Annotated in this window: 15 protein-coding genes; 11 read left to right on the top strand and 4 right to left on the bottom strand. The window is 68.5% G+C overall.

The genetic code is table 11. The features are described 5' to 3' along the window. The 4 genes from OHA70_RS11890 (at window position 1) to pknB (ending at window position 6,233) form a co-directional block, all read left to right on the top strand. A complete protein-coding gene (locus OHA70_RS11890; protein WP_328331624.1) occupies window positions 1-1,398 on the top strand; it encodes a protein phosphatase 2C domain-containing protein in 1,398 nt (465 codons plus the stop codon). Further along, window positions 1,395-2,792, top strand: coding sequence for an FtsW/RodA/SpoVE family cell cycle protein (locus tag OHA70_RS11885; RefSeq protein WP_328331622.1), 1,398 nt, complete (start codon window positions 1,395-1,397; stop codon window positions 2,790-2,792). Before OHA70_RS11890 ends, OHA70_RS11885 begins: the two co-directional genes overlap by 4 nt. Then, entirely contained in the window at window positions 2,789-4,243 is a 1,455-nt protein-coding gene (locus OHA70_RS11880; RefSeq protein ID WP_328331620.1) for a peptidoglycan D,D-transpeptidase FtsI family protein, read from the top strand. Before OHA70_RS11885 ends, OHA70_RS11880 begins: the two co-directional genes overlap by 4 nt. Before the next feature lie 127 nt (window positions 4,244-4,370). Further along, entirely contained in the window at window positions 4,371-6,233 is a 1,863-nt protein-coding gene (pknB, locus tag OHA70_RS11875; RefSeq protein ID WP_328331618.1) for a Stk1 family PASTA domain-containing Ser/Thr kinase, read from the top strand. A gap of 96 nt (window positions 6,234-6,329) precedes the next feature. On the opposite strand, the gene OHA70_RS11870 is transcribed toward pknB, so the two are convergent. Both OHA70_RS11870 and OHA70_RS11865 read right to left on the bottom strand, forming a co-directional pair. After that, complete coding sequence (locus OHA70_RS11870; protein ID WP_328331616.1) at window positions 6,330-6,947, bottom strand: aminodeoxychorismate/anthranilate synthase component II; 618 nt, start codon at window positions 6,945-6,947, stop codon at window positions 6,330-6,332. 39 nt (window positions 6,948-6,986) lie between these two features. Beyond that, complete coding sequence (locus OHA70_RS11865) at window positions 6,987-7,757, bottom strand: DUF881 domain-containing protein (protein ID WP_328331614.1); 771 nt, start codon at window positions 7,755-7,757, stop codon at window positions 6,987-6,989. Between the two features lie 93 nt (window positions 7,758-7,850). Here OHA70_RS11865 and OHA70_RS11860 point away from each other — a divergent pair, with 93 nt between their 5' ends. Then, window positions 7,851-8,117, top strand: coding sequence for a cell division protein CrgA (locus tag OHA70_RS11860; protein ID WP_328331612.1), 267 nt, complete (start codon window positions 7,851-7,853; stop codon window positions 8,115-8,117). Window positions 8,118-8,340: 223 nt separating this feature from the next. On the opposite strand, the gene OHA70_RS11855 is transcribed toward OHA70_RS11860, so the two are convergent. Then, on the bottom strand, window positions 8,341-9,321 hold the full coding sequence (locus tag OHA70_RS11855; protein WP_328331610.1) for an alpha/beta hydrolase: 981 nt from the start codon (window positions 9,319-9,321) through the stop codon (window positions 8,341-8,343). Between the two features lie 74 nt (window positions 9,322-9,395). Between OHA70_RS11855 and OHA70_RS11850 the strand changes: the two genes are divergently transcribed. From OHA70_RS11850 to OHA70_RS11825, 6 genes are all read left to right on the top strand, one after another. Then, window positions 9,396-9,929, top strand: a complete 534-nt coding sequence (locus OHA70_RS11850; RefSeq protein ID WP_328331608.1) for an EXLDI protein — start codon at window positions 9,396-9,398, stop codon at window positions 9,927-9,929. 147 nt (window positions 9,930-10,076) lie between these two features. Continuing rightward, window positions 10,077-11,045 (top strand): ATP-binding cassette domain-containing protein, encoded by a 969-nt coding sequence (locus OHA70_RS11845; RefSeq protein ID WP_328331606.1) that lies wholly within the window; start codon window positions 10,077-10,079, stop codon window positions 11,043-11,045. Next, window positions 11,042-11,833: an ABC transporter permease gene (locus OHA70_RS11840; RefSeq protein ID WP_328331604.1), complete on the top strand. Its 792-nt coding sequence runs from the start codon at window positions 11,042-11,044 to the stop codon at window positions 11,831-11,833. Before OHA70_RS11845 ends, OHA70_RS11840 begins: the two co-directional genes overlap by 4 nt. Before the next feature lie 49 nt (window positions 11,834-11,882). Then, on the top strand, window positions 11,883-12,827 hold the full coding sequence (locus OHA70_RS11835; RefSeq protein ID WP_328331602.1) for an SRPBCC family protein: 945 nt from the start codon (window positions 11,883-11,885) through the stop codon (window positions 12,825-12,827). After that, window positions 12,820-14,088, top strand: coding sequence for a methyltransferase family protein (locus OHA70_RS11830; protein WP_328331600.1), 1,269 nt, complete (start codon window positions 12,820-12,822; stop codon window positions 14,086-14,088). The genes OHA70_RS11835 and OHA70_RS11830 overlap by 8 nt, the downstream gene beginning before the upstream one ends. Beyond that, the gene (locus OHA70_RS11825) at window positions 14,088-14,729 is read left to right on the top strand and encodes a TetR/AcrR family transcriptional regulator (protein ID WP_328331598.1); all 642 of its coding nucleotides are present in this window, start codon (window positions 14,088-14,090) and stop codon (window positions 14,727-14,729) included. Before OHA70_RS11830 ends, OHA70_RS11825 begins: the two co-directional genes overlap by 1 nt. Before the next feature lie 11 nt (window positions 14,730-14,740). Here the strand turns inward: OHA70_RS11825 and OHA70_RS11820 are convergent, their stop codons facing one another. After that, on the bottom strand, window positions 14,741-20,530 hold the full coding sequence (locus OHA70_RS11820) for a hypothetical protein (RefSeq protein WP_328331596.1): 5,790 nt from the start codon (window positions 20,528-20,530) through the stop codon (window positions 14,741-14,743). Between the last annotated feature and the right edge of the window lie 86 nt (window positions 20,531-20,616).

The following is a 20,616-nucleotide window of genomic DNA, read 5'->3' as shown; positions in this document are numbered from 1 at the left end:
ATGACGCTATCGCTCGACTACGCAGCACTGTCCGATGTCGGACGGGTGCGCCGCAACAACGAGGACTCGGCGTACGCCGGTCCGCACCTGCTGCTGCTCGCCGACGGAATGGGCGGCGCCGCGGCCGGTGAGGTCGCCAGCTCGGCCGCCGTCCAGGTGATCCGCCGGCTGGACAAGCCCGGGATCGCCGGCCCCGACATGATGGAAGCGCTCGCGGGCGCCGTCCACCGGGCCAACGAACGGCTGTCCGAGCTGGTCGAGGAAGACCCCGAGCGCGAGGGCATGGGCTCGACCGTCACCGCGCTGCTCTTCGACGGCCAGCAACTCGGGCTCGCCCATCTGGGCGACTCACGCGCGTACCGGATGCGCGACGGGCTGCTCTACCAGCTCAGTCACGACCACACGTTCGTCCAGTCGCTGGTGGACGAGGGCCGGATCTCCAAGGAAGAGGCCTTCACCCACCCGCACCGGAACCTGATCCTCCGCGTGCTCGACGGCCGCCCCGACTCGGATCCGGACCTGGAGATGCTCGACGTCCAGGCCGGCGACCGGCTGATGCTGTGCAGCGACGGCCTGCCCGACTACGTGAGCGAGCAGGTCATCGCCACGTCGATGGCCGAAGGCACGCCGGATTCCGTGGTGGTCGACCTGATCACCCACGCGCTCGAGGCGGGATCCAACGACAACGTCACCTGCGTCGTCGCCGATGTGGTCGAGACAGAGCCCTCGAGCGGCACCCAGCCCCAGCTGGTCGGTGCAGCGGCCGAGCTCGCCCAGGGCGGGACCGGTCCGGCCACCACGACCATGCGCGCCCAGGGCGAGGGTGGCGGCGGAGGAGGTGGCGGTGCCCGGGGTCTCGACCCGGAGGAGCTCCGCTACGCGCCGCAGCCGCCCAAGCGGTTCCTGTGGCTGCGGCGGCTCGCCGTGGTGGTCGTCATCCTCGGGCTGATCGGCGGTGGCGGCTGGTTCGCCTACAGCTGGACCCAGAAGCAGTACTACGTCGGTACCGACGGCGACTACGTGGTGATCTTCAAGGGCGTCGACGAGGTGGTCCCCGGACTCAACCTGTCGTCCGTCTACGAGAAGCAGACGCTGCTGGTCGACAAGCTGCCGACGTACAGCCGGGAGCAGGTCGAGGGCACGATCCAGGCCGACAACCTGGCCGCGGCAAAGCAGATCGTCACCGAGCTGCAGCGCACCGCCGACGAGTGCGCCACCAAGCCGACCCCGAAGCCCAGCACCACCCCGAAGCCGACCACCTCCGTGAAGCCCAGTACGCCGGTCACTACGCCGCCCAAGCCGCCGGCGACCACGCCTGTCTCGACTCCGGCGACCACGCCGGGCTCCACCCCGAGCAACGGCACGGTCAACCCCGACGACTGTGACGGCGTCAGATGAGTATCGCTTCGACCTCCGTCATCCAGATCATCCCGCGCACCCGGCGTGGGGTGGAGCTGATGCTGCTGATCCTGGCGGTCGGCGTCTCGGTGGCCGCATACGTCAACATCGGCCTCACGGTGCAGGACAAGGTCCCGGCCAGTACCGGGTACTACGCGGCCGGCATCGGCCTGCTCGCCCTGATCGCCCACCTGGCCCTGCGCTACCGCGCCCCGTACGCCGATCCGGTGCTGCTGCCTTGCGCGGTGCTCCTGAACGGCCTCGGCGTCGCCATGATCCACCGGATCGACCTCGGTATCGCCGAGGACCGGCTTGCCCGGGGCCTGGACGCCAAGGCGGCCGCCGCGCCGCAACAGATCACCTGGACGGCTGTCGGGGTGGTGCTCTTCCTGGTCGTCGTCCTGGTGATCCGCGACCACCGGCGGCTGCAGGCCCTCACCTACACGGCCGGCCTGGCCGGTCTGGTGCTGCTGGTCCTGCCGCTGATCCCCGGTCTCGGCGTCAACCTGAACGGCGCCCGGATCTGGATCCACCTGGCCGGGATGTCCTTCCAGCCCGGTGAGTTCGCGAAGCTGTGCCTGGTCGTCTTCTTCGCCGGCTATCTGGTGGTCAAGCGCGACGTCCTGACGCTCGCCGGGCACCGGTTCCTCGGCCTCGACCTGCCGCGCGCCCGCGACCTCGGACCGATCGGGATCGCCTGGGTGGTCAGCCTGGGTGTGCTGGTGTTCGAGAACGACCTCGGGTCGTCGCTGCTGTTCTTCGGCCTGTTCCTGTTCCTGCTGTACGTGGCGACCGAACGGGCCGGCTGGCTGATCATCGGCGGCCTGCTGTTCGTCGGCGGCGCCTTCTTCGCCTACACGGCTTTCGGGCACGTGCACTCGCGGATCACCGACTGGCTGGACCCGTTCTCGATCGACGGCGGCCAGATCGCCGGCGGCCTGCTGGGCCAGGCCTGGGGCGGCATCCTCGGCCGCGGGCTCGGCCAGGGCCACCCCGAATGGACCCTCTACGGCAACAGCGACATGATCATCTCCTCGTTCGCCGAGGAGCTCGGGCTGACCGGGCTGATCGCGATCCTGCTGATCTACACGCTCATCATCGAGCGCGGCCTGCGCACCGCGCTCGGCTGCCGGGACATCTTCGGCAAGCTGGTCGCGACCGGTCTGGCGATGTCGTTCGCGCTGCAGGTGTTCGTGATCGTCGGCGGTGTCACCGGGCTGATCCCGCTGACCGGTCTGGCCACGCCGTTCATGGCCCTGGGTGGTACGTCGCTGGTCGCCAACTGGGCGATCGTGGCGCTGCTGCTGCGGATCAGTGACCAGGCCCGGCGGCCGCAGACCCCTGCGGCGCCGGTCTCCGACGAAACGATCGCCATGGCGGTGCAGAAGCAGTGAACTCAGCGATCCGACGACTGGCCGTGGCGGCGATCATCCTGATGCTCGCGCTGATCGCCAACTCGACCTATCTGCAGGCCTTCCGCTCCAACGAGCTGAACGGCCGCAACGACAACCGCCGGGTCCGCAACGAGCAGTTCTCGGTGAACCGCGGCCCGATCCTGATCGGCAACACGCTGATCGCCCGCAGCGTGCCGTCGAAGGACCAGTACCAGTACCAGCGCACGTACTCCAGCGGTCCGCTCTACGCGCCCGTCACCGGCTACTACTCGTACCAGTTCGGCCGCGGCGGGATCGAGCTCAACCAGAACAGCGAGCTGAACGGCTCCGACCCGTCGCTGGCGTTCCGCCGGGTCGTCGACGTGCTCACCGGCAAGGCTCAGGAGGGCGCGAGCGTCACCCTGACCCTGAACGCCGCGGCCCAGCAGGCGGCGTACACCGCCCTCGGGGACAACAAGGGCGCCGCGGTCGCGATCGAGCCGAAGACGGGCAAGGTCCTCGCCCTGGTCAGCAAGCCGTCGTACGACCCGAACCTGCTCGCCTCGCACGACCTGAGCAAGGCCAGCGACGCCTGGAAGTCGCTGAACGCGAGCAAGAACAAGCCGATGTCGAACCGGGCGATCAAAGAGCTCTACCCGCCGGGTTCGACCTTCAAGCTGGTCACCTCGGCGGCCGCGCTGTCCAGCGGCAAGTACAAGCCGGACACCCAGGTGAACTCGCCGGCCAGCCTGCCGCTGCCGCAGACCACGGTCCCGCTGCCGAACGAGAACGGCCGCAACTGCGGTGGCAGCGACCGGGCCACCCTGACGGTCGCGCTGCGACTGTCCTGCAACACCGCGTTCGCCTCGGTCGGTCTCGACCTCGGTGCGGACGCGCTGCGCGAGCAGGCCGAGAAGTTCGGCTTCGGTGAGCGGCAGCTGCCCGAGCTGGGCGCGGCCGCCAGCCAGTTCCCCGGCGACCCGAACGAACCGCAGGTCGCGCAGTCCGCGATCGGCCAGTTCGACGTCCGGGCCACCCCGCTGCAGATGGCGATGGTGGCGGCCGGGATCGCCAACAAGGGCACCGTGATGAAGCCGTACCTGGTGCAGAGCGTCCGGACCGCGGACCTGAAGACGGTCTCGGAGACCAAGCCGGAGGAGCTGCACCAGGCGGTCAGCCCGGAGGTCGCCAGCGAGCTGACCGCGATGATGGTGGATGTCGTCAAGAACGGCACCGGCAAGCCCGGCCAGATCAGCGGGATCGACGTGGCCGGCAAGACCGGTACGGCGCAGAGCGCGAAGGACCGGCCGCCGTACGCCTGGTTCACCGCCTTCGCGCCGGCCAACGACCCGCAGATCGCGGTCGCGGTGATCATCGAGGACGCGGTCGGCGTGGGCCGCGACGACATCGCCGGCGGCAAGCTGGCCGCGCCGGTCGCGAAGAAGATGATGGAAGCGGTGCTCGGCCGGTGATGACGATGCGATATAACCCGGTGACAGAGCGTCCGGCCGACAGTGTCCGGTGGATGGTCCGGGCTACCGTGGGCACTTTGAGTGAGATTTGGCCGAGTTCGATCCGCGCAGGTTGGAAGGCAGAGTAATGACATCGCAGGCACGTCTCGTCGGCGGTCGCTACGAAGAAGGCGAACCGCTCGGTCGAGGGGGGATGGCAGACGTCCGGAGGGGCATCGACAACCGTCTGGGCCGGGCCGTCGCGATCAAGCGGCTGCGCGTCGACCTGGCCAGCGACGCGACCTTCCAGGCGCGGTTCCGGCGGGAGGCCCAGTCGGCCGCCTCGCTGAACCACCCGACCATCGTGTCGGTCTACGACACCGGCGAGGAGCCGGACCCGAACGGCTCCGGCATCACCATTCCGTACATCGTGATGGAGCTGGTGACCGGCAAGACGCTGCGCGACCTGATCCGCGAGGGCCGCAAGATCATGCCCGAGCGCGCCCTGGAGATCACCTCCGGCGTGCTCGAGGCGCTCGACTACAGCCACCGGGCCGGCATCGTGCACCGCGACATCAAGCCCGGCAACGTGATGCTGACCCCGCAGGGTCAGGTCAAGGTGATGGACTTCGGCATCGCCCGGGCGGTCGCGGACACGTCGTCCACGATGACCCAGACGGCGGCCGTCATCGGCACCGCGCAGTACCTGTCGCCCGAGCAGGCCCGCGGCGAGACCGTGGACGCCCGCTCCGACCTGTACTCGACCGGCTGCCTGTTGTACGAACTGCTCGTCGGCCGGCCGCCGTTCGTCGGTGAGTCGCCCGTGTCGGTGGCCTACCAGCACGTCCGGGAAGAGCCGCTGCCGCCGTCGTCCTTCGACCCGGACATCCCGCCGGAGGTCGACGCCGTCGTCCTGAAGGCGCTGACGAAGAACCGCGAGCACCGGTACCAGAGCGCGAACGAGATGCGCCAGGACATCCACCGGGTACTGGCCGGCCAACAGGTGACCGCGCCGATGGCAGCCGTCGCCGAGACGCGCGCAATGGCGCCGACCCAGGTAGCGCCGGCCGCTGCGACCCAGGCCTACCAGCCGCAGACGCACGACCTGATGCCGCCCGACGACGGGGACGACGAAGCGCAGACCGCACGAGCCCGGCGCAACCGGGGTCTCGCGTACTTCCTGCTCGGCCTGGCGATCGTGGCGATCGCCGTCGGCGCCTACGCGATCATCACCAACATGGGCGACAAGGGCAACAACAACGGTGCGGGGCCGAGCACCAACACCAGTCAGCCCGTCGAGCAGGTCGAAGTACCGAAGGTCGAGGGACTCTCGATCACCGAGGCGACCCAGCTGCTGACCGATCAGGGGCTGAAGATCACCCAGACCTCCCAGGCCAGCAACACGGTCGGGAAGAGCACGGTGATCAGCCAGGACCCGGCGCCGGGCACCAAGCTGGACAAGGGCGCATCGGTGGCCCTCGTCGTATCGGCCGGCCGCGACACCTTCGCCGTACCGAACGTGGTCGGCAAGTCCGAGGACGCCGCGCGCAAGGCGCTCGAGGGGGCGGCCGGGCAGTTCAAGGTCGCGTCCAAGTCCAAGGAGGTCGAGAACGAGGCCCCCAAGGGCACGGTGCTCTCGATCGACCCGGGCCAGGACGGTCAGTACGCCAGGGGCACCAAGTTCACCCTGACCATCTCGACCGGACAGGTCCAGGTCACGGTGCCCGACGTCACCCAGCTGAGCAAGGAAGACGCCACCGCGCAGCTCAAGGCGCTGGGCCTGTCGGTCGGGTACGTCAACGACGACACCAACCCGAACGCGCCCGAGGGCACGGTGACCAAACAGAGCGTGGCCGCGAACACGAAGGTCCAGGAGGGCACCAAGGTGACTCTCTCGATCGCCGTGAAGGCCCCGCCGACGCCGCCGAGCACGGAGCCGACCGATCCGGGCAACACCGAAACGCCGATCATCCCCGGTGGCGGGGGTGGCGGCGGCGAGGGCAACGGCTGACCCGTAGTACCGCAGCCGTAGTACCGCAGACACGAAAGGCCGCTGGAGCACCTGCTCCGGCGGCCTTTTGCGTTGCTGGGACCAGTTTGCTGGGACTTAGCTGACGACCGGGGCCATCCCGGCGGAGCGCTCGACCGCGCTGGGGTCGCCGCAGATCTGGAGCCAGTTGGCGAGCATCCGGTGGCCGCCTTCGGTCAGTACCGACTCGGGGTGGAACTGCACGCCTTCGACCGGCAGGTCGCGGTGCCGGGCGGCCATGATCACGCCCGCCTCGGTCCGCGCGGTCACCTGCAGCTCGTCCGGCACGCTGTCCTGGGCGATCGCCAGCGAGTGGTACCGGGTCGCGGTGAACGGCGACGGCAACCCGGCCAGTACGCCGGCACCCTCGTGGAAGACCTGACTGGTCTTGCCGTGCAGCAACTCGTCCGCGCGGCCGACCACACCGCCGTACGCGACACCGATCGCCTGCAGGCCGAGGCAGACGCCGAAGATGGGCACCTCGCCGCCCTTCTGCTTGACGATCTCCACGCACGCGCCGGCTTCTTCCGGCGTGCCGGGGCCGGGGGAGAGCAGGACACCGTCGTACTCCGAGACCTGGTCAGGGGTGACCTCGTCGTTGCGCAGCACGGTCGTGTCGGCCTGCAACTGCTGCAGGTACTGGACGAGGTTGTAGACGAAGGAGTCGTAGTTGTCGACGACGAGGATCCGCGGCATGCGGACCATTGTCACAGACCGGCCGAAGCGGGGCCTTGCTCAGCCGCCGGTCGCCGAGGGACTGGTGCTCGGCGACTTCTCGAAGCCCGGCACGGTCGCGCTCTGCAGCTCCAGCGTGCCCTCGTAGGCGGGCATCGCGATCGAGGACTCGTTCTTCACCTCGTAGCCGAGCTGGAAGCGGACCACGTAGTCCTGCAGGTTCTCGATGTACTTCGAGTCGTCCAGCGCCTGCTGCAGCTTCTTGCGATCGCCGATCGCGGTGATCTTGTACGGCGGCAGGTAGGGCACGCCGTGCAGGACGACCGAGTTGCCGACGCACTTGATGCCCGTGGTCGAGATCACCCGGTGGTTCTGGATCGAGATCGCGTCGGCGCCACCGACCCACAGCGCGTTCACCACGGCCTGGATGTCCTGCTGGTGGATCACCAGCCAGTCGGCGTCCACGTCCGGGTTGTCCTTGACCACCTCGGGCGGGGCGTCCTTGAGCGTGACGGTGAGGCCGGCGCCGGTGACCGGCGTCGTGCCGACCTCCTCGGACAGGTCCTTCAGCTGCTTGGCCAGCTTGGGCTCGATCGAGCCCTGCTGGGCCTGCAGCTTCTCGATGTCCTGGGTCAGCGCCGCGTGCTGCCGGGTCAGGCTGGCGCTGCGCCGGCTCTGTTCCTCGACCAGGCCCGCCAGCGTAGTGTTACGACTGGGACGCAGATCGGTACCGCGGGCGTTCGTTGCGCTGGTCGCGAAGAGCAACCCGGCACACAGCAACGCCACCGGCGCACTTGCGCGCCAGAGCGAAAAACGCCGCAGCTTGCTCACCCGTGATCCCCTTGCTCTCGTCTGCACTACGCTAACCGAGGCCAGAGCTAGCTTATGTGTCCGCAGTAGGTGTCCGTTACGAGGAGTCGAGTCGTGCCCGAGTCGAGCAGTCGCAAGACCAAGAAGTCCGCCACCGACAAGGTCAAGGTGGAGAAGACTCCGAAGAAGCCGCGTACCACCAGCCGGGTGTGGGTCGCCCCGCTGATGCTGGCGTGCTGGCTGCTCGGACTCGCCTGGCTGGTCGTCTTCTACGTGGCCGGCCAGGACATCCCGGTGATGCGGGACCTGAACAACTGGAACCTGCTGATCGGCATGGGCCTGATTGCGGGCGGCTTCGTCGTCTCCACCCAGTGGATCTAGTCGCTTCCTGACGTACTGGTAGCGCGAACCTCAGCCGGCGATCGGGCGCAACCGGCTGAGGTTTCGTGGTCCACGACTGAATTACAGAGCTGTGGTTATCCACATGGGTATCCCCAGCTGTGCACAGATTTCGGCCGATTTGTCCCCAGGTTTTCCCCGGGATCCGGCCGGATCTGGGGGGAATTCGCCGAAATCTGTGGATAAAGAAGGTTTGATCACCGTCTTATCCACAGCTGGGGAGTAATCCTTCGAGCCGCGCGGCGAGGTCCTGGGGAAACTCGTGCCCGAGGCCCGGCAGCCGGTCCACGGTGAAGCCCAGCCCGGCCAGCTGTCCCTCGGCATCGTCCACAACCTCCAGCAGGTCGTCGGCCGTGCCGATCAGAATGCTGGCTGGTGACAACGCGTTCTGCGCGCTCTCCGGCAGGCCCCGCAGGGCAGGAGCCAGTACTACGGCTCCGCCCGCCGGCACAGGGTTGGCCTCGACGGCCCAGTTGAGCGCCACCCGTCCACCGGCCGAGAACCCAGCTGCGATCAGCGGCAGCTCCCGCAGTTGCGCGGGAAGCTGGTCGAGCGCCCGAGCGATGTCCTTCGCCGCCTCTGCCGGGTCTGGCCAGGTCCTGTACGCCGGCGACATCAGCTGGGATGACTCCACTCCGACCAGCGCATAGCCGAGCTCGAGCACCCCGGCCCAGTCCCGCATCGCATGCCGAGCCCGCTGCCCGGCTCCATGTAGAGCGACCACAACTCCGCAGAGATGGCGGCCCACCGCCTCGCCCGGCCCCGCGTCGTCCGGCCCCGCCTCAGCCGGCCCCGCCTCACTCGCCGGCGTTGGGTCGCTCGACCATTGCGGGAGTTGGACGAGTGGTGGGTCCTCCGCGGTGACGCGGCGGGCGCGGGAGGTCTCCAGGATCTGCTGGAAGGCGGGTAGGTACTGGAGGGCGGCCAGGTCGTCGTCGTCCGTGAGGATCTCTTCGGCCCACCAGGCTCCGGCAGCGCTCGCCTGCTGGAGGGTGGTGAGCGCCTCGGTCGTCTCGTGGATGGAGCCGAGGAGGCAGGCGCGCAGGTGGGCGAGCTCCGCAGCCCACGGCTCCAGGTCGGAGTCGGCGGCGTCCAGTAGATCCAAGGCGACCGGCTGCAGGCCCTCGTCGTACAGGGTGGAGATGCGGTCGGTCAGGTGGTCGTAGCGGTCCTCTGGAGTCTCCACCCAGGTAATCCTGCCATATATGTAGACGTCTACGTAGAGCTGTGCGTATAGTTCTACGTAGGAGGAGATACATCATGCCGAACAAGACGATCTACGTTTCCGACGACGACCTGGCGCTCTACAAGCGGGCCCAGGAACTCGCCGGCAACCTGTCCCAGGCCATCTCGACCGCGCTCCGGCGGTACGTCGAGATGGAGGAGGGCCGACTCGAGGGCTTCGACGAGATCACCGTCCGGGTCGGCCGCGGGACCGGCCGCAAGCAGCGGTTCTCCGGCGTCCTGCTGGCCGAGGGCGGCCGGTCCAACAAGAACGGCTACGAGGCCTTCAAGGTCTACCGGAGCCGGACCGGGAAGTTCGTCCTGCACGCCGACCGGAGCAACCTGTACGACCACGCCGGCACCGTCAACGGCGAGGAGCAGGACACCACCGGCTGGCGCAGCTGGATCGGCAGTTTCAGCAGCAACCAGACCTGGAGCATGGCCCAGGGCGAGTCGACGCTGCACATCGTGGAAACGGTGGAAGAGCTCCGGGACCTGATCCCGGACGACCTCTACACCCTGGTCGAGGACGCGGCCGAGCAGCCGACCGTCGAGGACCTCGACATCTGATCCCCGCAGTCCCCAACTGAACAGCTCCCGCCGACGGCGGCTCACGAACGAGCCGGCCGGCTGGATCCGCACGCCCTGAATCTCCTCCTCCACACCTCTCACACCACCTGGGTCAGGTTCACCCTGCCCGAAACCAAGCGAGGACCCATGAACAGCTCAACCCCGGCGCTCGACGTCACCGGCCTGCGCAAGGCCTACGGCGACCACCTCGTGCTCGACGGCATCGACCTGAATGTTGCCGAAGGCACCATCTTTTCCCTGCTCGGCCCGAACGGCGCCGGCAAGACCACCGTGGTGCAGATCCTGTCCACCCTGATCACCGCCGACGCCGGCCAGATCCGGGTCGCGGGCCACGACCTCAACGCCGACCCCGAGGCGGTCCGCGCGGCGATCGGCGTGACCGGTCAGTTCTCCGCGGTCGACGGTCTGCTGACCGGCACGGAGAACCTGATCATGATGGCCGACCTGTACCACCTCGGCCGGGTGGAAGGACGCCGCCGGGCAGCCGAGTTGCTCGAACAGTTCGACCTGGTCGAGGCGGGCAAGAAGCCCGCGATGACGTACTCCGGTGGCATGAAACGCCGGCTCGACCTGGCGATGACGCTGGTCGGCAGCCCGCGGATCATCTTCCTGGACGAGCCGACGACCGGGCTGGACCCGCGCAGCCGGCACAACATGTGGCAGATCATCCGCGAACTGGTCGCCGGTGGCGTCACGGTCCTCCTCACCACGCAGTACCTGGAGGAAGCGGACCAACTCGCCGACCAGATCGCGGTACTGGACCACGGCAAGCTGGTTGCCCAGGGCACGCCCGAGCAACTGAAGCGGCTCGCACCGGGTGGACATGTCCGGCTCCGGTTCAACGCACCCGACGAGTTCGCCCTTGCTGGCCAGGTACTTCAGGCCTCCCACCGCGACGAGGAGGCCCTGGTCCTCCAGGTGCCGAACGACGGCAGCGTGCAGGCCCTGCGCGCCCTACTGGCCCAGCTCGACAACGCCTCCCTCGAGGTGGACGAACTGACCGTCCACACCCCTGACCTGGATGACGTGTTCTTCGCCGTCACCGGCCAGCCCACCAGCACCGACACCGACACCCAGAAAGTGATGAGCAAATGAGCACCGTGAGCTACCCGTTGGCCGATACTGCCACCATGTTGCGCCGCAACCTGCGGCACGCCCAGCGCTACCCCGGACTGTCGCTCGGCGCCCTCGGGATGCCGGTGATCATGATGCTGCTGTTCGGCCTGGTCTTCGGCAAGACCTTCTCAGCCGGGATCGGCGGCGCCGGCGGTTTCGACTACATCGACTTCCTCACGCCGGGCATCCTGCTGATGTCGATCGCGTCCGGGACGATGTCCCCCGCGGTCGGTGCCGCCATGGACGTGTCCGACGGCATCGTCGCGAGGTTCCGGACGATGGCGATCTTCCGGCCCGCCGTGCTGACCGGGCACGTGCTCGGCAACGTGATCCTGACGACCGTCAGCCTGGTCCTGGTAGTCGGCTTCGCCGTCCTGATCGGGTTCCGCCCGAACGCGTCGGTCGTCGACTGGCTGCTGGCTGCGGGCTTGCTGATCGCGCTGACCGTCGCGTTGACCTGGTTCGCGATCGCGCTCGGCCTCACCAGCAAGACCGCCGAGGGCGCGAGCAACATCGTCCTGCCGATCAGCCTGCTGCTGCCCTTCCTGAGCAACACCTTCATCCCGCTGGAGGCGATGCCGAGCGGCATCCGCTGGTTCGCCGAGTACCAGCCCTTCACCGCCGTCATCGACACCCTCCGGCACCTGCTGCTCGGAATGCCGATGGATCGCGGTACCGGCTGGCTGGCCGTCGCCTGGTGCGTGGCCATCGCCCTGGTCGGCTACTTCTGGGCCCAGAAGACCTACAACAAGGGCACCGCCGCCTGAAAGTCACAGTTTTGAGCGGTCGCTCAAAACTGGGTCTATGCTGGCGAGCATGACGCCCGCTGAGCCTCCAGACCCGTCCGACCACCAACCGCCGTACCCGGCGCCCGAACCGGCCCCGGCTCCCACCCCAGGGAGCCGGGGCGGTCGCGTCGCCGCCCTCGGGATCGTCGCGGTGACCGGGGTGACCGCGCCGTTTCTGCTCGTGCGCTGCGGACACCTGGACACCGCCGCGCTCTTCGTCGGGGTGCCGCTGGTTCTGGCGGTGATCATCGCCCTCGCCCCACCGGCCAAGAGCCTGCACGGACTGACCTTCCGGGTGGTCACCTTCGGCCTGCTGATCACCTCGGCCTTCCTGCACGAGGGCGCCGCCTGCGTACTGATGGCCGCACCCCTTGTCTACGGCGTCGGCCATCTCGGCGCCGAGATCGTTCGGCAGGCCCGCCAGTACGACGAACGCAGGCGCGCCGCGCTCGCCGTCGTACCGCTCCTGCTGCTCGCCAGCCTCGAGGGCACCGCCTACCGGGTCGACCCCGTCCAGACCGTGACGACCGAGCGGGTGGTCGCGATGTCGCCGCAGCAGGTCGAGCAGCGGCTCCAGCGCGGACCGGACTTCTCGGCCACCCGGCCGTTCCTGCTGAGGTTCAGCGGCTACCCGACGCCGACGGCCGCGAGTGGCGACGGGCTCGCCGTCGGGACCAGGTGGACCTTCACGATGGCCGGCGGACCGATCGTCACCGAGGTCCGCTCGCGGGACGATCGGCGGATCGAGTTCGCGGTCGTCTCGGACCAGTCGAAGACGCAGCGCTGGCTCAGCTGGCAACGAGCGGTGATCCGGCTGACTCCGCGGGCAGACGGAGACACCGCGGTGACAATGGAGCTCTCCTTCACCCGCCGGCTCGACCCCAGCTGGTACTTCGGACCTATCGAGGGCGCGATGGTCGGAGCAGGTCTCGATCACTTCGCCGACTCGCTCGGGCTGGTCGACGATGCTTGAGACCGCGGTACTGCGCTGGCTCTGCCTGGTCGTACCGGTCGGGCTGGCCGTCGTCCTGTGGCGGCGACCTGATCACAGGACGGCCGGAGCAGTCCTGCTGTCGTTCTTGAGTGCCTTCGTCGGTGTCGGCGTGGCCAACCAGGTCGCACTTGCCGCTGGCTGGTGGCAGTTCAAGGTGACCGGCGGACTCTTCCTAGACGTCCCGCTGGACCTGTGGCTTGGCTGGGCCGTTCTCTGGGGACCGATACCGCTCCTGCTCCGGCGTCGCGTGCCGGTCTGGGCAGTGGTGCTCTTCTACGGCTGGCTGGACGTCCTCCTCATGCCCAGCCTCGACAGCCTGTTCCAGCTGAACCACCACTGGCTGTACGGCGAACTGGTCAGCCTCCTGCTGGGAGTGCCACCCGCCCTGCTCCTGGGCAGGTGGACCATCGACCAGCAGCAGCTCGCTTGTCGAGTGGTCCTGCAACTGCTCACCTTCACCGGGCTGACCCTCTGGCTACTCCCGTCGGCGGTGATGGCTCGTGGCGACGGCGGCTGGAGTCATCTGGTCGACGACCCGCTGTGGCGGAGCTCCAGCGTCCTGCAGTTGATGGCGCTGGCCGCAGTACCGGCGTTGTCGGGGATGGTCGAGTTCGCTGTCCGTGGCGGTGGTACGCCGTACCCGTGGGATCCGCCGAGCAGGCTGGTCACGACCGGGCCGTACGCCTATATCGCCAACCCCATGCAGGTGTCCGCAGTACTGATGCTCGCCTTGCTGGCCGTTGGGACCCACAGCTGGTCCCTTGCGGCGGCGGCAGTCGGGGCACTGGCGTTCGTCCGCTTCGTGGCGGACCTGCATGAGCGCGGCGATCTGGCGAGCCGGTTGGGAAGGCAGTGGCTGGCCTATGACGCGGAGGTGAAGCAGTGGCGAGTCAGGCGCAGGCCGTACGTGGCAGAACCCGCTGCGCTCTATCTATCGGACACCTGCATCATTTGCCGGCAGACGCGGGCTCTAGTTGAGTGCACCAACCCACGGGACCTCACTATCCGTGCTGCCGAGGGATATACGGTGGCCGGGCTGCGCCGGGCTCTGTACGTCGGACCCGACGGCCTCCAGGCCAGCGGACTGGCAGCTGTGGCCCGTGGACTGGAGCACAGCGGTCCGGGATGGGCATACCTGGGCTGGTCGATCAGGTTGCCCGTGGTCCGCCCGATGCTGCAGTTGCTGGTCGACGGGATGGGCGGTGGACCACGGCAGCTGCCGATGGCGAAGGAGACATGATGGCGAAGGACACCCGGGCAGGCTTGCTACAGGCCGCGCTGCAGACCATTGGCGAACTCGGCTTCGCCGGGGCCTCCGCCAGGCACATCGCCGCGGCTGCCGGGCAGAACCAGGCGCTGGTCTTCTACCACTTCGGCACGGTCAACGAGCTGATTGCCGAGGCCTGCCGGACCAGTACGGAGCAGCGGATCGCGCTCTACCGGGATGAGTTCGACAAGGCGAGTACGTTCGCCGAGCTACTCACAGTCGGCCGCCGGGTGCACGACACGGAGCATGCTGAGGGCAACGTCGCAGTACTGGCTCAGTTGCTCGCTGGTGCTCGCGGCAACGAGGTGGTCGGGGCAGCGGTCGCCGATGCGATCAACCTCTGGGTGGTCGAGGTGGAGAAGACCCTGCAGCGAGTGCTTGCCGGCAGCCCGTTGCTCCCGCTGGTCGACCTGGGCGGTCTGGCCAGGGCGATCTCGGCGGGATTCGTCGGCATCGAACTGCTCGACGGGATCGACCCCGCCGGCGCGACCCGCGCATTGGGGTCGCTCGAGCAGCTCGCAGTACTGACCGAGACCCTGCTGACCGAGCTGGACAACCTCGGCCCGGTCACCAGCCGCGTCGTCAGGCGGAAGCTGCGGCCACTCAGCCCGTAAGGGCCTCGCGTTCAGCGACTGCGTCGACCGGTTCGCCGGTCGACCACGATCAGCACGGTCCCGGCCGCCAACAGGATGAGCGCCATGGCTGCCACCCCGAACCCGAACGGGCTACCGGTGTCCGGCAGATCACCACCCGGTACATGCGGTGTCGGCTTGGGCTGACCGGGCGGCGCGACAGTGACCGTGACTGTGCTGGTGTTGTCCTTCGGGTCCGGGTCAGGAGTTCCTGACGTCGCGGTCGCCGTGTTCACCACCGACTTGCTGCCGTACTTCGGATCCACCACAACGTCGAGCACGATCACCGCCGTCGCACCAGGGTCGAGCCGGTCGAGCGAGCAGGTGAGGAGCTGCCCGGTGGCCTTGCACCGTGCCGGTGTCGTCCGCAACCGCAGTCCGGCCGCCAGCTCATCGGTGACGGAGATCTTCAGCGCCGTCGACGGACCCGTGTTGTGCACCGCGATCCGGTAACGCAACGACCCACCGGCGACCACGGTCGGACTTGACGCTGTCTTGAAGACCTCGAGGTTCGCCGACCTGCCCGGGCGACCGCTGACCTTCGCCTCGTTGTTGGTGGTCACCGGATCCGGCGTGGCCGACCCCACCCGCGCCACGTTCTCCAGCTCCCCGTTGAACCCCGGTACGACGGTCGCCGTGATCGTCACCGTGAGAGTCGCGCCTTCCGCGAGCGACGCCGTACCGCACTGGACTGTCCCAGCGTCCGGAGCATCGGGCGCACCCGGCGTCGTCGGCGGCAACAGGACGCAGGGGGCCGTCGCAGACACGTTGGTCAGGCCGCGCGGCAACTGGTCGGTGATGACGACCTTGTGCGCGTCGGACGGGCCGTTGTTCTTCACCGTCAGCGTGTAGGTCACCTTCGCACCGGCGACCGGGTCGGCCGGGGCCATCGTCTTGGTGATGGCCAGGTCCGCCTGAGCGACCACTGGCGAGACGCTCGTACCGGTGTTGTTGTCCTTGTCCGGATCGGGCGTCGGTGACGTGGCGGTCGCGGTGTTGGTCACCGGCGCGCCGTCGTACCCGGCGGCCAGCTTGACCCGCACCGAGAGGAGCAGCTGCCCGATCGGTACGTCGCCGAGTGCGCAGCGGACCGTGGATCCGTCGACCTGGCACGGCGTGCCGGCCGACACGATGGTCAGACCGGCCGGGACGGGGTCGGTCACGACCACCGAACGCGCGACCGACGGGCCGGTGTTGGTCACCACGATCGCGTAGTCGAACGTACTGCCCGGGGTAACGGTCCCCGGCTGGGACTGCTTGGTGACCTGGACGTCCGCGCTGGTTCCGACCGGGATCGTGACGGTCGAGCTGTTGTTGGTGTCATCGGGATCGGGCACCGGCGAGGTCACCGTTGCGGTGTTCTCCACCGTCGTGCCGGTGTAGCCGGAGTCGAGCGCCGCGGTGACGACAACCTTCGCCGAGCCGCCGGCAACAAGCTTGCCGAGTGCACACTCGATCTTCGGCCCGATGACCTTGCAATCGGGCTCGACCTTCAGCACGGTGAGTCCGGCCGGGAGCGTGTCGGTCAGGACGACCGAGGTCGCGTCGGACGGGCCGTGGTTGACGACGGTGAGGCGATAGGTCACGCCACCGCCGGCGGTCGCCGACTTCTCGTCGCTGGTCTTGATGACCTCGACGTCGGCGGCCTGGTCGACCTGGGTGGTGATCGTGCTGGTGTTGTCCGACTCGTTCGGGTCCGGTGTCGTGCTGGTGACACCGGCCGCGTTGGTGATCGGAGCGGTCTGCTTCGAGTCGACCCTGACCCGGATCTGTACGACGGCGTCGGCGCCCGGGCTCATTGCCCCGAGCGTGCAGCTCACGGCTGTCGTACAGTCGCCGTCAGCACTGGTTGCCTCTAGCACCGATACGCCGGCCGGCAGGGTGTCGGTCACCGTGACCGCCTGAGCGCTGGACGGACCGGCGTTGTGCACCGTCAGGGTGTAGAGCCCATCGCCGCCCGCGATGAGCGGATCCGGCTTCACGGACTTGCTGATCGACAGGTCGGCCTCAGCAGTCACCACAGTCTCGGCGGTGTCCCGATTGTTGGCGTCGTTCGGATCGGGCGTCTGCGAACTGACCGTCGCGGCATTGGCCAGCTTGCCGGGGGCAATGGCCGGATCGACCTTGGTCAGCACGGTGACGATCAGCTCGGCGCCCGGCCTGAGGCGACCGGCCGGGCAGATCACGACCGGCTCCGAGACCGACGGATCCTGCAGACACTCGCCGGCCGAGCTCGAGCCGCGGACGTAGGTCGTCCCCGCGGGCAACGTGTCGGTGACCACGGCGCCGACAGCGTCGGACGGACCGGAATTGCGAACCGTCAGCGTGTAGCTCAGTTCGTTGCCTGCAACAACGGTCGCGGGGGCGGACTTGGCGATCGAGAGATCCGCCCGCGCCTGGACTGTCGTCGTACTGGTCGCGGTGTTGTCGGAGTCGGTCGGATCCTCCGGCGTCTTCGCACCGGCCGAGGCGGTGTTGGTCAGCGCTCCTGGCGGGGTGGCCGGAGCGACCGTGCCGGTAACCGTGACCACGAAACTGTCGCCCGCAGCCAGTGTTGCCAGCTCACAGGTGACTCGATCGTCGGTGGCCTTGCAGGTCGCGCCGCCGGTCGCCGACGCGCTCACGCCGGTGACGGCGGCCGGTACGTCGTCGTCCATGCTCACGCTCTGGGCGTCGGAGGGCCCGACGTTCCCGACGGTCAGCGTGTAGGTGATCGCCGCGCCAGCGACCACCGGGTCCGGGCTGACGGACTTGGTCAGCGTGATGTTCGCCTGCGCGCCGGTGAGCAGTGTGTACGTCGCAGTGTTGTTGCCGGCCACCGGATCCGGGGTCGGCGATGACACCTCGGCTGTGTTGGCGAGCTCGTTCGGCGGCGTGCCGGACGGGACGTTCGCGACCACACTGATGGTGATCTCGTCACCCGGGGCAACGGTTCCGACCGCGCAGGTGACCGTGCCGTCGGCCTGGTCGCAAGAGCCCTTCGACGAGGCGGCCGAGACGTACTTCAGCGGGGCCGGAACTGGGTCTGTCACAGTCACCGATCGCGCGGCGGACGGACCATTGTTGGTGATCGTCAGCAGGTAGGTGACCGGCTTGCCGGCCTGGACCGGCGCGGGTTGCGCGGTCTTGGTGATCGCCAGGTCCGCGCTCGCGCTGAGATTGTCGGAGGTACGGCCGGTGTTGTTGGCAGTCTCCGGGTCAGGCGTCGTACTGGTCGCCGTCGCGCTGTTGACCAGCGTCCCGGTGGCCGTCGCGGACACCTTGGCCGTGACGGTGATCGTGGCGGTCGAGCCCGCTCCGAGGTCGCCGAGCACGCAGCGAACCTGCCCGGACGACACCGTGCAGGAGCCGGCCGTCGAGTCGGCTGTCGCCTCGCTCAAGGCCGCCGGCAGGTCATCGGCCACCTGGACCGCGCGGGCATCCGACGGGCCGTCGTTGTGCACCGAGATCCGGTAGGTGACCGGCTTGCCCGGGACCACCGGAGTCGTGACGGTCTGCTTGCCGACGATCAGGTCGGCCTTCGGATCGCCCGGCGTGAGCGTCGCCGTACCGGTGTTGTTGGAAGGGTCCGGGTCCGGAGTCGTGCTGGAGACCGCAGCGCTGTTGGTCAGCGGACCACCTTGGTACGCCGAATCGAGGGTCGCGGTGATCTGCACGACCAGCGTGGCCTTGCCTGCCAGGCTGTCGACGAGACAGGTGATCTCTTGGCCGGCCGCCGAACATCCCGCGGGAGGCGGTGCCTGCGCATCGACGATCGTCAGACCGGCCGGGAGCGAGTCCGCGATCCGGACCTGCTGCGCCTCGGACGGGCCGTTGTTGCGGATGGTCAGCGTGTACTTGACCCTCTCACCGGCCGATGGGTTGGTCGGGACGACCGCCTTGTCGAGGGAGAGGTCGGCGACGTGGGTGACCGGGGTGGTGACCGAGTCCGTGTTGTTGGCGGGATTCGGGTCGGAGGTCGAGGTGGTCGCGGTGGCGACGTTCGTCAGACCAGTCGCCGTGCCGGCGGCCGGAACCCGGACCACCACCGCGATCGAAACGCTCGCACCAGACGGGATCTCCCCGAGTACACAGTCCACCTTGCCGGCGGCCGGCGTGCACGTGCCTTGGGCGGGCTTGGCCGCGACCAGCTCGACGCCGTCGGGCAGGGTGTCGGTGACCGCGACGTCCTTCGCCGTACTCGGACCGTTGTTCTTGGCGACAATCGTGTAGGTCAGGTCGGCGCCGGCCGGTACCGGATCCGGCGTACCCGTCTTGGTGAGCTGGAGATCGGCCGACGCCGCGACCGGCGTACGGACCTCGTCGGCGCGGTAGGTGTACGGCTTGCCGAGGGTCTCGGCCGTGTAGTCGAGGTAGCCGGTGTTCACCACCGTGGTCCCGGCCGAGGCGTCGTCGAGGGTGACCTGAAAGTGGACCGTGGTGCTCTGGTTCTTCTTCAGGCGGCCGCCGGTGGTTGCGTTCGCTCCGGTGCCGACCCGGAAGCGGACGGTTCGCGAGGCGACGTCGTACTCCGCCTGGTCGTCACCGGGCTGGTCCGTCTTGGCGCCCACCCCAGCGCCCGCGGACACCGCGAGCGAGCCCGGTACGTAGGTCGTGTTCGACGGCAGGGCATCGCGGACCACGGCCTTCAGCGCGTCGTCGTCACCGGTGTTGCCGTAGCTGAGGGCGTACTCGAGGGTGTCGCCGATCTTCGCCGGAGCGTTGCCGGCCAGGTTGCGGACCGTCTTGGTGCCCTTGATCGCCGGGGCGTAGAGGTCGATCTGGGTGGTGAGCGCGGCCGGGTAGTAGAAGTCGCCGGTGCTGGCGAAGGTCAGCTCGGCGCTGGTGGCGCTGTTCGCGAGGATGCCGGCGCCGTCCACCACCTTCGCGTCCAGACCGAGGTTGTTCAGCGCCGCCGGCTGGCGGTCGGTGAGGTTGCTGCCGGCATCGGTCACCCGGCTGCCGAAGAAGTTCGCCGACGGGCTCTGGCCGTCCGCGAGCCGGGTGCCGTTCACCGCGAAGTAGTCGCCGCTGATGCCGGCGTCGCCTTCGTACGTGACGCTGCCGAAGCGGGCGTTCACCGCGCCGCTCGGCGGGGCCAAGAAGCCTGAGATGCTGGTCTTGATCACGTCACCCGTGGTCACCCGCGCGTAGCCGTTGAAGACGGTCAGGTCGCGCAGTGGCTCGTCCGGGTCTTCGTAGGCGATCACCAGGCTCCAGCCGGCGTACCGGTCGGATCCTGTGCCTGCGGCGATATCTGCACCCCAGTACTTACCGCTGCCGGCCTTCTGCACCTCCCCGGTGACGTCGAGGTAGGAGGAGTAGTCCTTGGTCCCGGCGCTCAGATAGTCGGTCCGCCCGGCCGTCATCGTCTGGTACGCCGGCTCTCCCGGAACCTTGAGCTTGATCGTCGTGCCGTCGCCGGCACTCGCCGTACCGCCGGTGCCTGCGGCGCGACTGGATCCCCAGAACAGACCGGCGTACAGGACCTTCGCGCCGTCGGGCAGGCTGACCGTGGCCGCGGACGAGGACTTCGTCGTCGCATCGGAGTCCGCGTCGAGCAGGCGCATCGTCCATTCGTTGTTCGAGGCGCCGGCACTGCTGCCGCCCAGCGCCGACCTGCAGGCGGTGTCCGCGGTGTCACAGGTCTCGAGCGCGTTGCCGGTGATCCGGATCCCGCCGTTGGTCTGGGCGCCGAACACCTTGCCGAAGGTGCGGATCGTTTCCGCGCGGGCTGTTGCCGTGGGCACCAGACCGAATCCGGCGACGAGCAGCAGTGCAAGCCCTAGGCGTAGCCGACCCATCCGTGATCCCCGTTCGTCGGTGGCGGGCGGACGCCGTCACCTACATATCACAGTAAGTAGTCTCGCAGCTACGCGCCGTGCTGGAG

The sequence above is a fragment of the Kribbella sp. NBC_00382 genome (assembly GCF_036067295.1).
Taxonomy (GTDB): domain Bacteria; phylum Actinomycetota; class Actinomycetes; order Propionibacteriales; family Kribbellaceae; genus Kribbella.
Note: the sequence above shows the minus strand (reverse complement) of the source record. Positions and strands in the feature narration are given on the sequence as shown.

Bases quoted from the DNA above. Each gene is read 5' to 3' on its own strand.
- OHA70_RS11890 (WP_328331624.1), top strand. From the start codon at position 1: ATGACGCTATCGCTCGACTACGCAGCACTGTCCGATGTCGGACGGGTG.
- OHA70_RS11885 (WP_328331622.1), top strand. From the start codon at position 1,395: ATGAGTATCGCTTCGACCTCCGTCATCCAGATCATCCCGCGCACCCGG.
- pknB (WP_328331618.1), top strand. From the start codon at position 4,371: ATGACATCGCAGGCACGTCTCGTCGGCGGTCGCTACGAAGAAGGCGAA.
- OHA70_RS11870 (WP_328331616.1), bottom strand. From the start codon at position 6,947: ATGCCGCGGATCCTCGTCGTCGACAACTACGACTCCTTCGTCTACAAC.
- OHA70_RS11850 (WP_328331608.1), top strand. From the start codon at position 9,396: ATGCCGAACAAGACGATCTACGTTTCCGACGACGACCTGGCGCTCTAC.
- OHA70_RS11845 (WP_328331606.1), top strand. From the start codon at position 10,077: ATGAACAGCTCAACCCCGGCGCTCGACGTCACCGGCCTGCGCAAGGCC.
- OHA70_RS11840 (WP_328331604.1), top strand. From the start codon at position 11,042: ATGAGCACCGTGAGCTACCCGTTGGCCGATACTGCCACCATGTTGCGC.
- OHA70_RS11835 (WP_328331602.1), top strand. From the start codon at position 11,883: ATGACGCCCGCTGAGCCTCCAGACCCGTCCGACCACCAACCGCCGTAC.
- OHA70_RS11830 (WP_328331600.1), top strand. From the start codon at position 12,820: ATGCTTGAGACCGCGGTACTGCGCTGGCTCTGCCTGGTCGTACCGGTC.
- OHA70_RS11825 (WP_328331598.1), top strand. From the start codon at position 14,088: ATGGCGAAGGACACCCGGGCAGGCTTGCTACAGGCCGCGCTGCAGACC.
- OHA70_RS11820 (WP_328331596.1), bottom strand. From the start codon at position 20,530: ATGGGTCGGCTACGCCTAGGGCTTGCACTGCTGCTCGTCGCCGGATTC.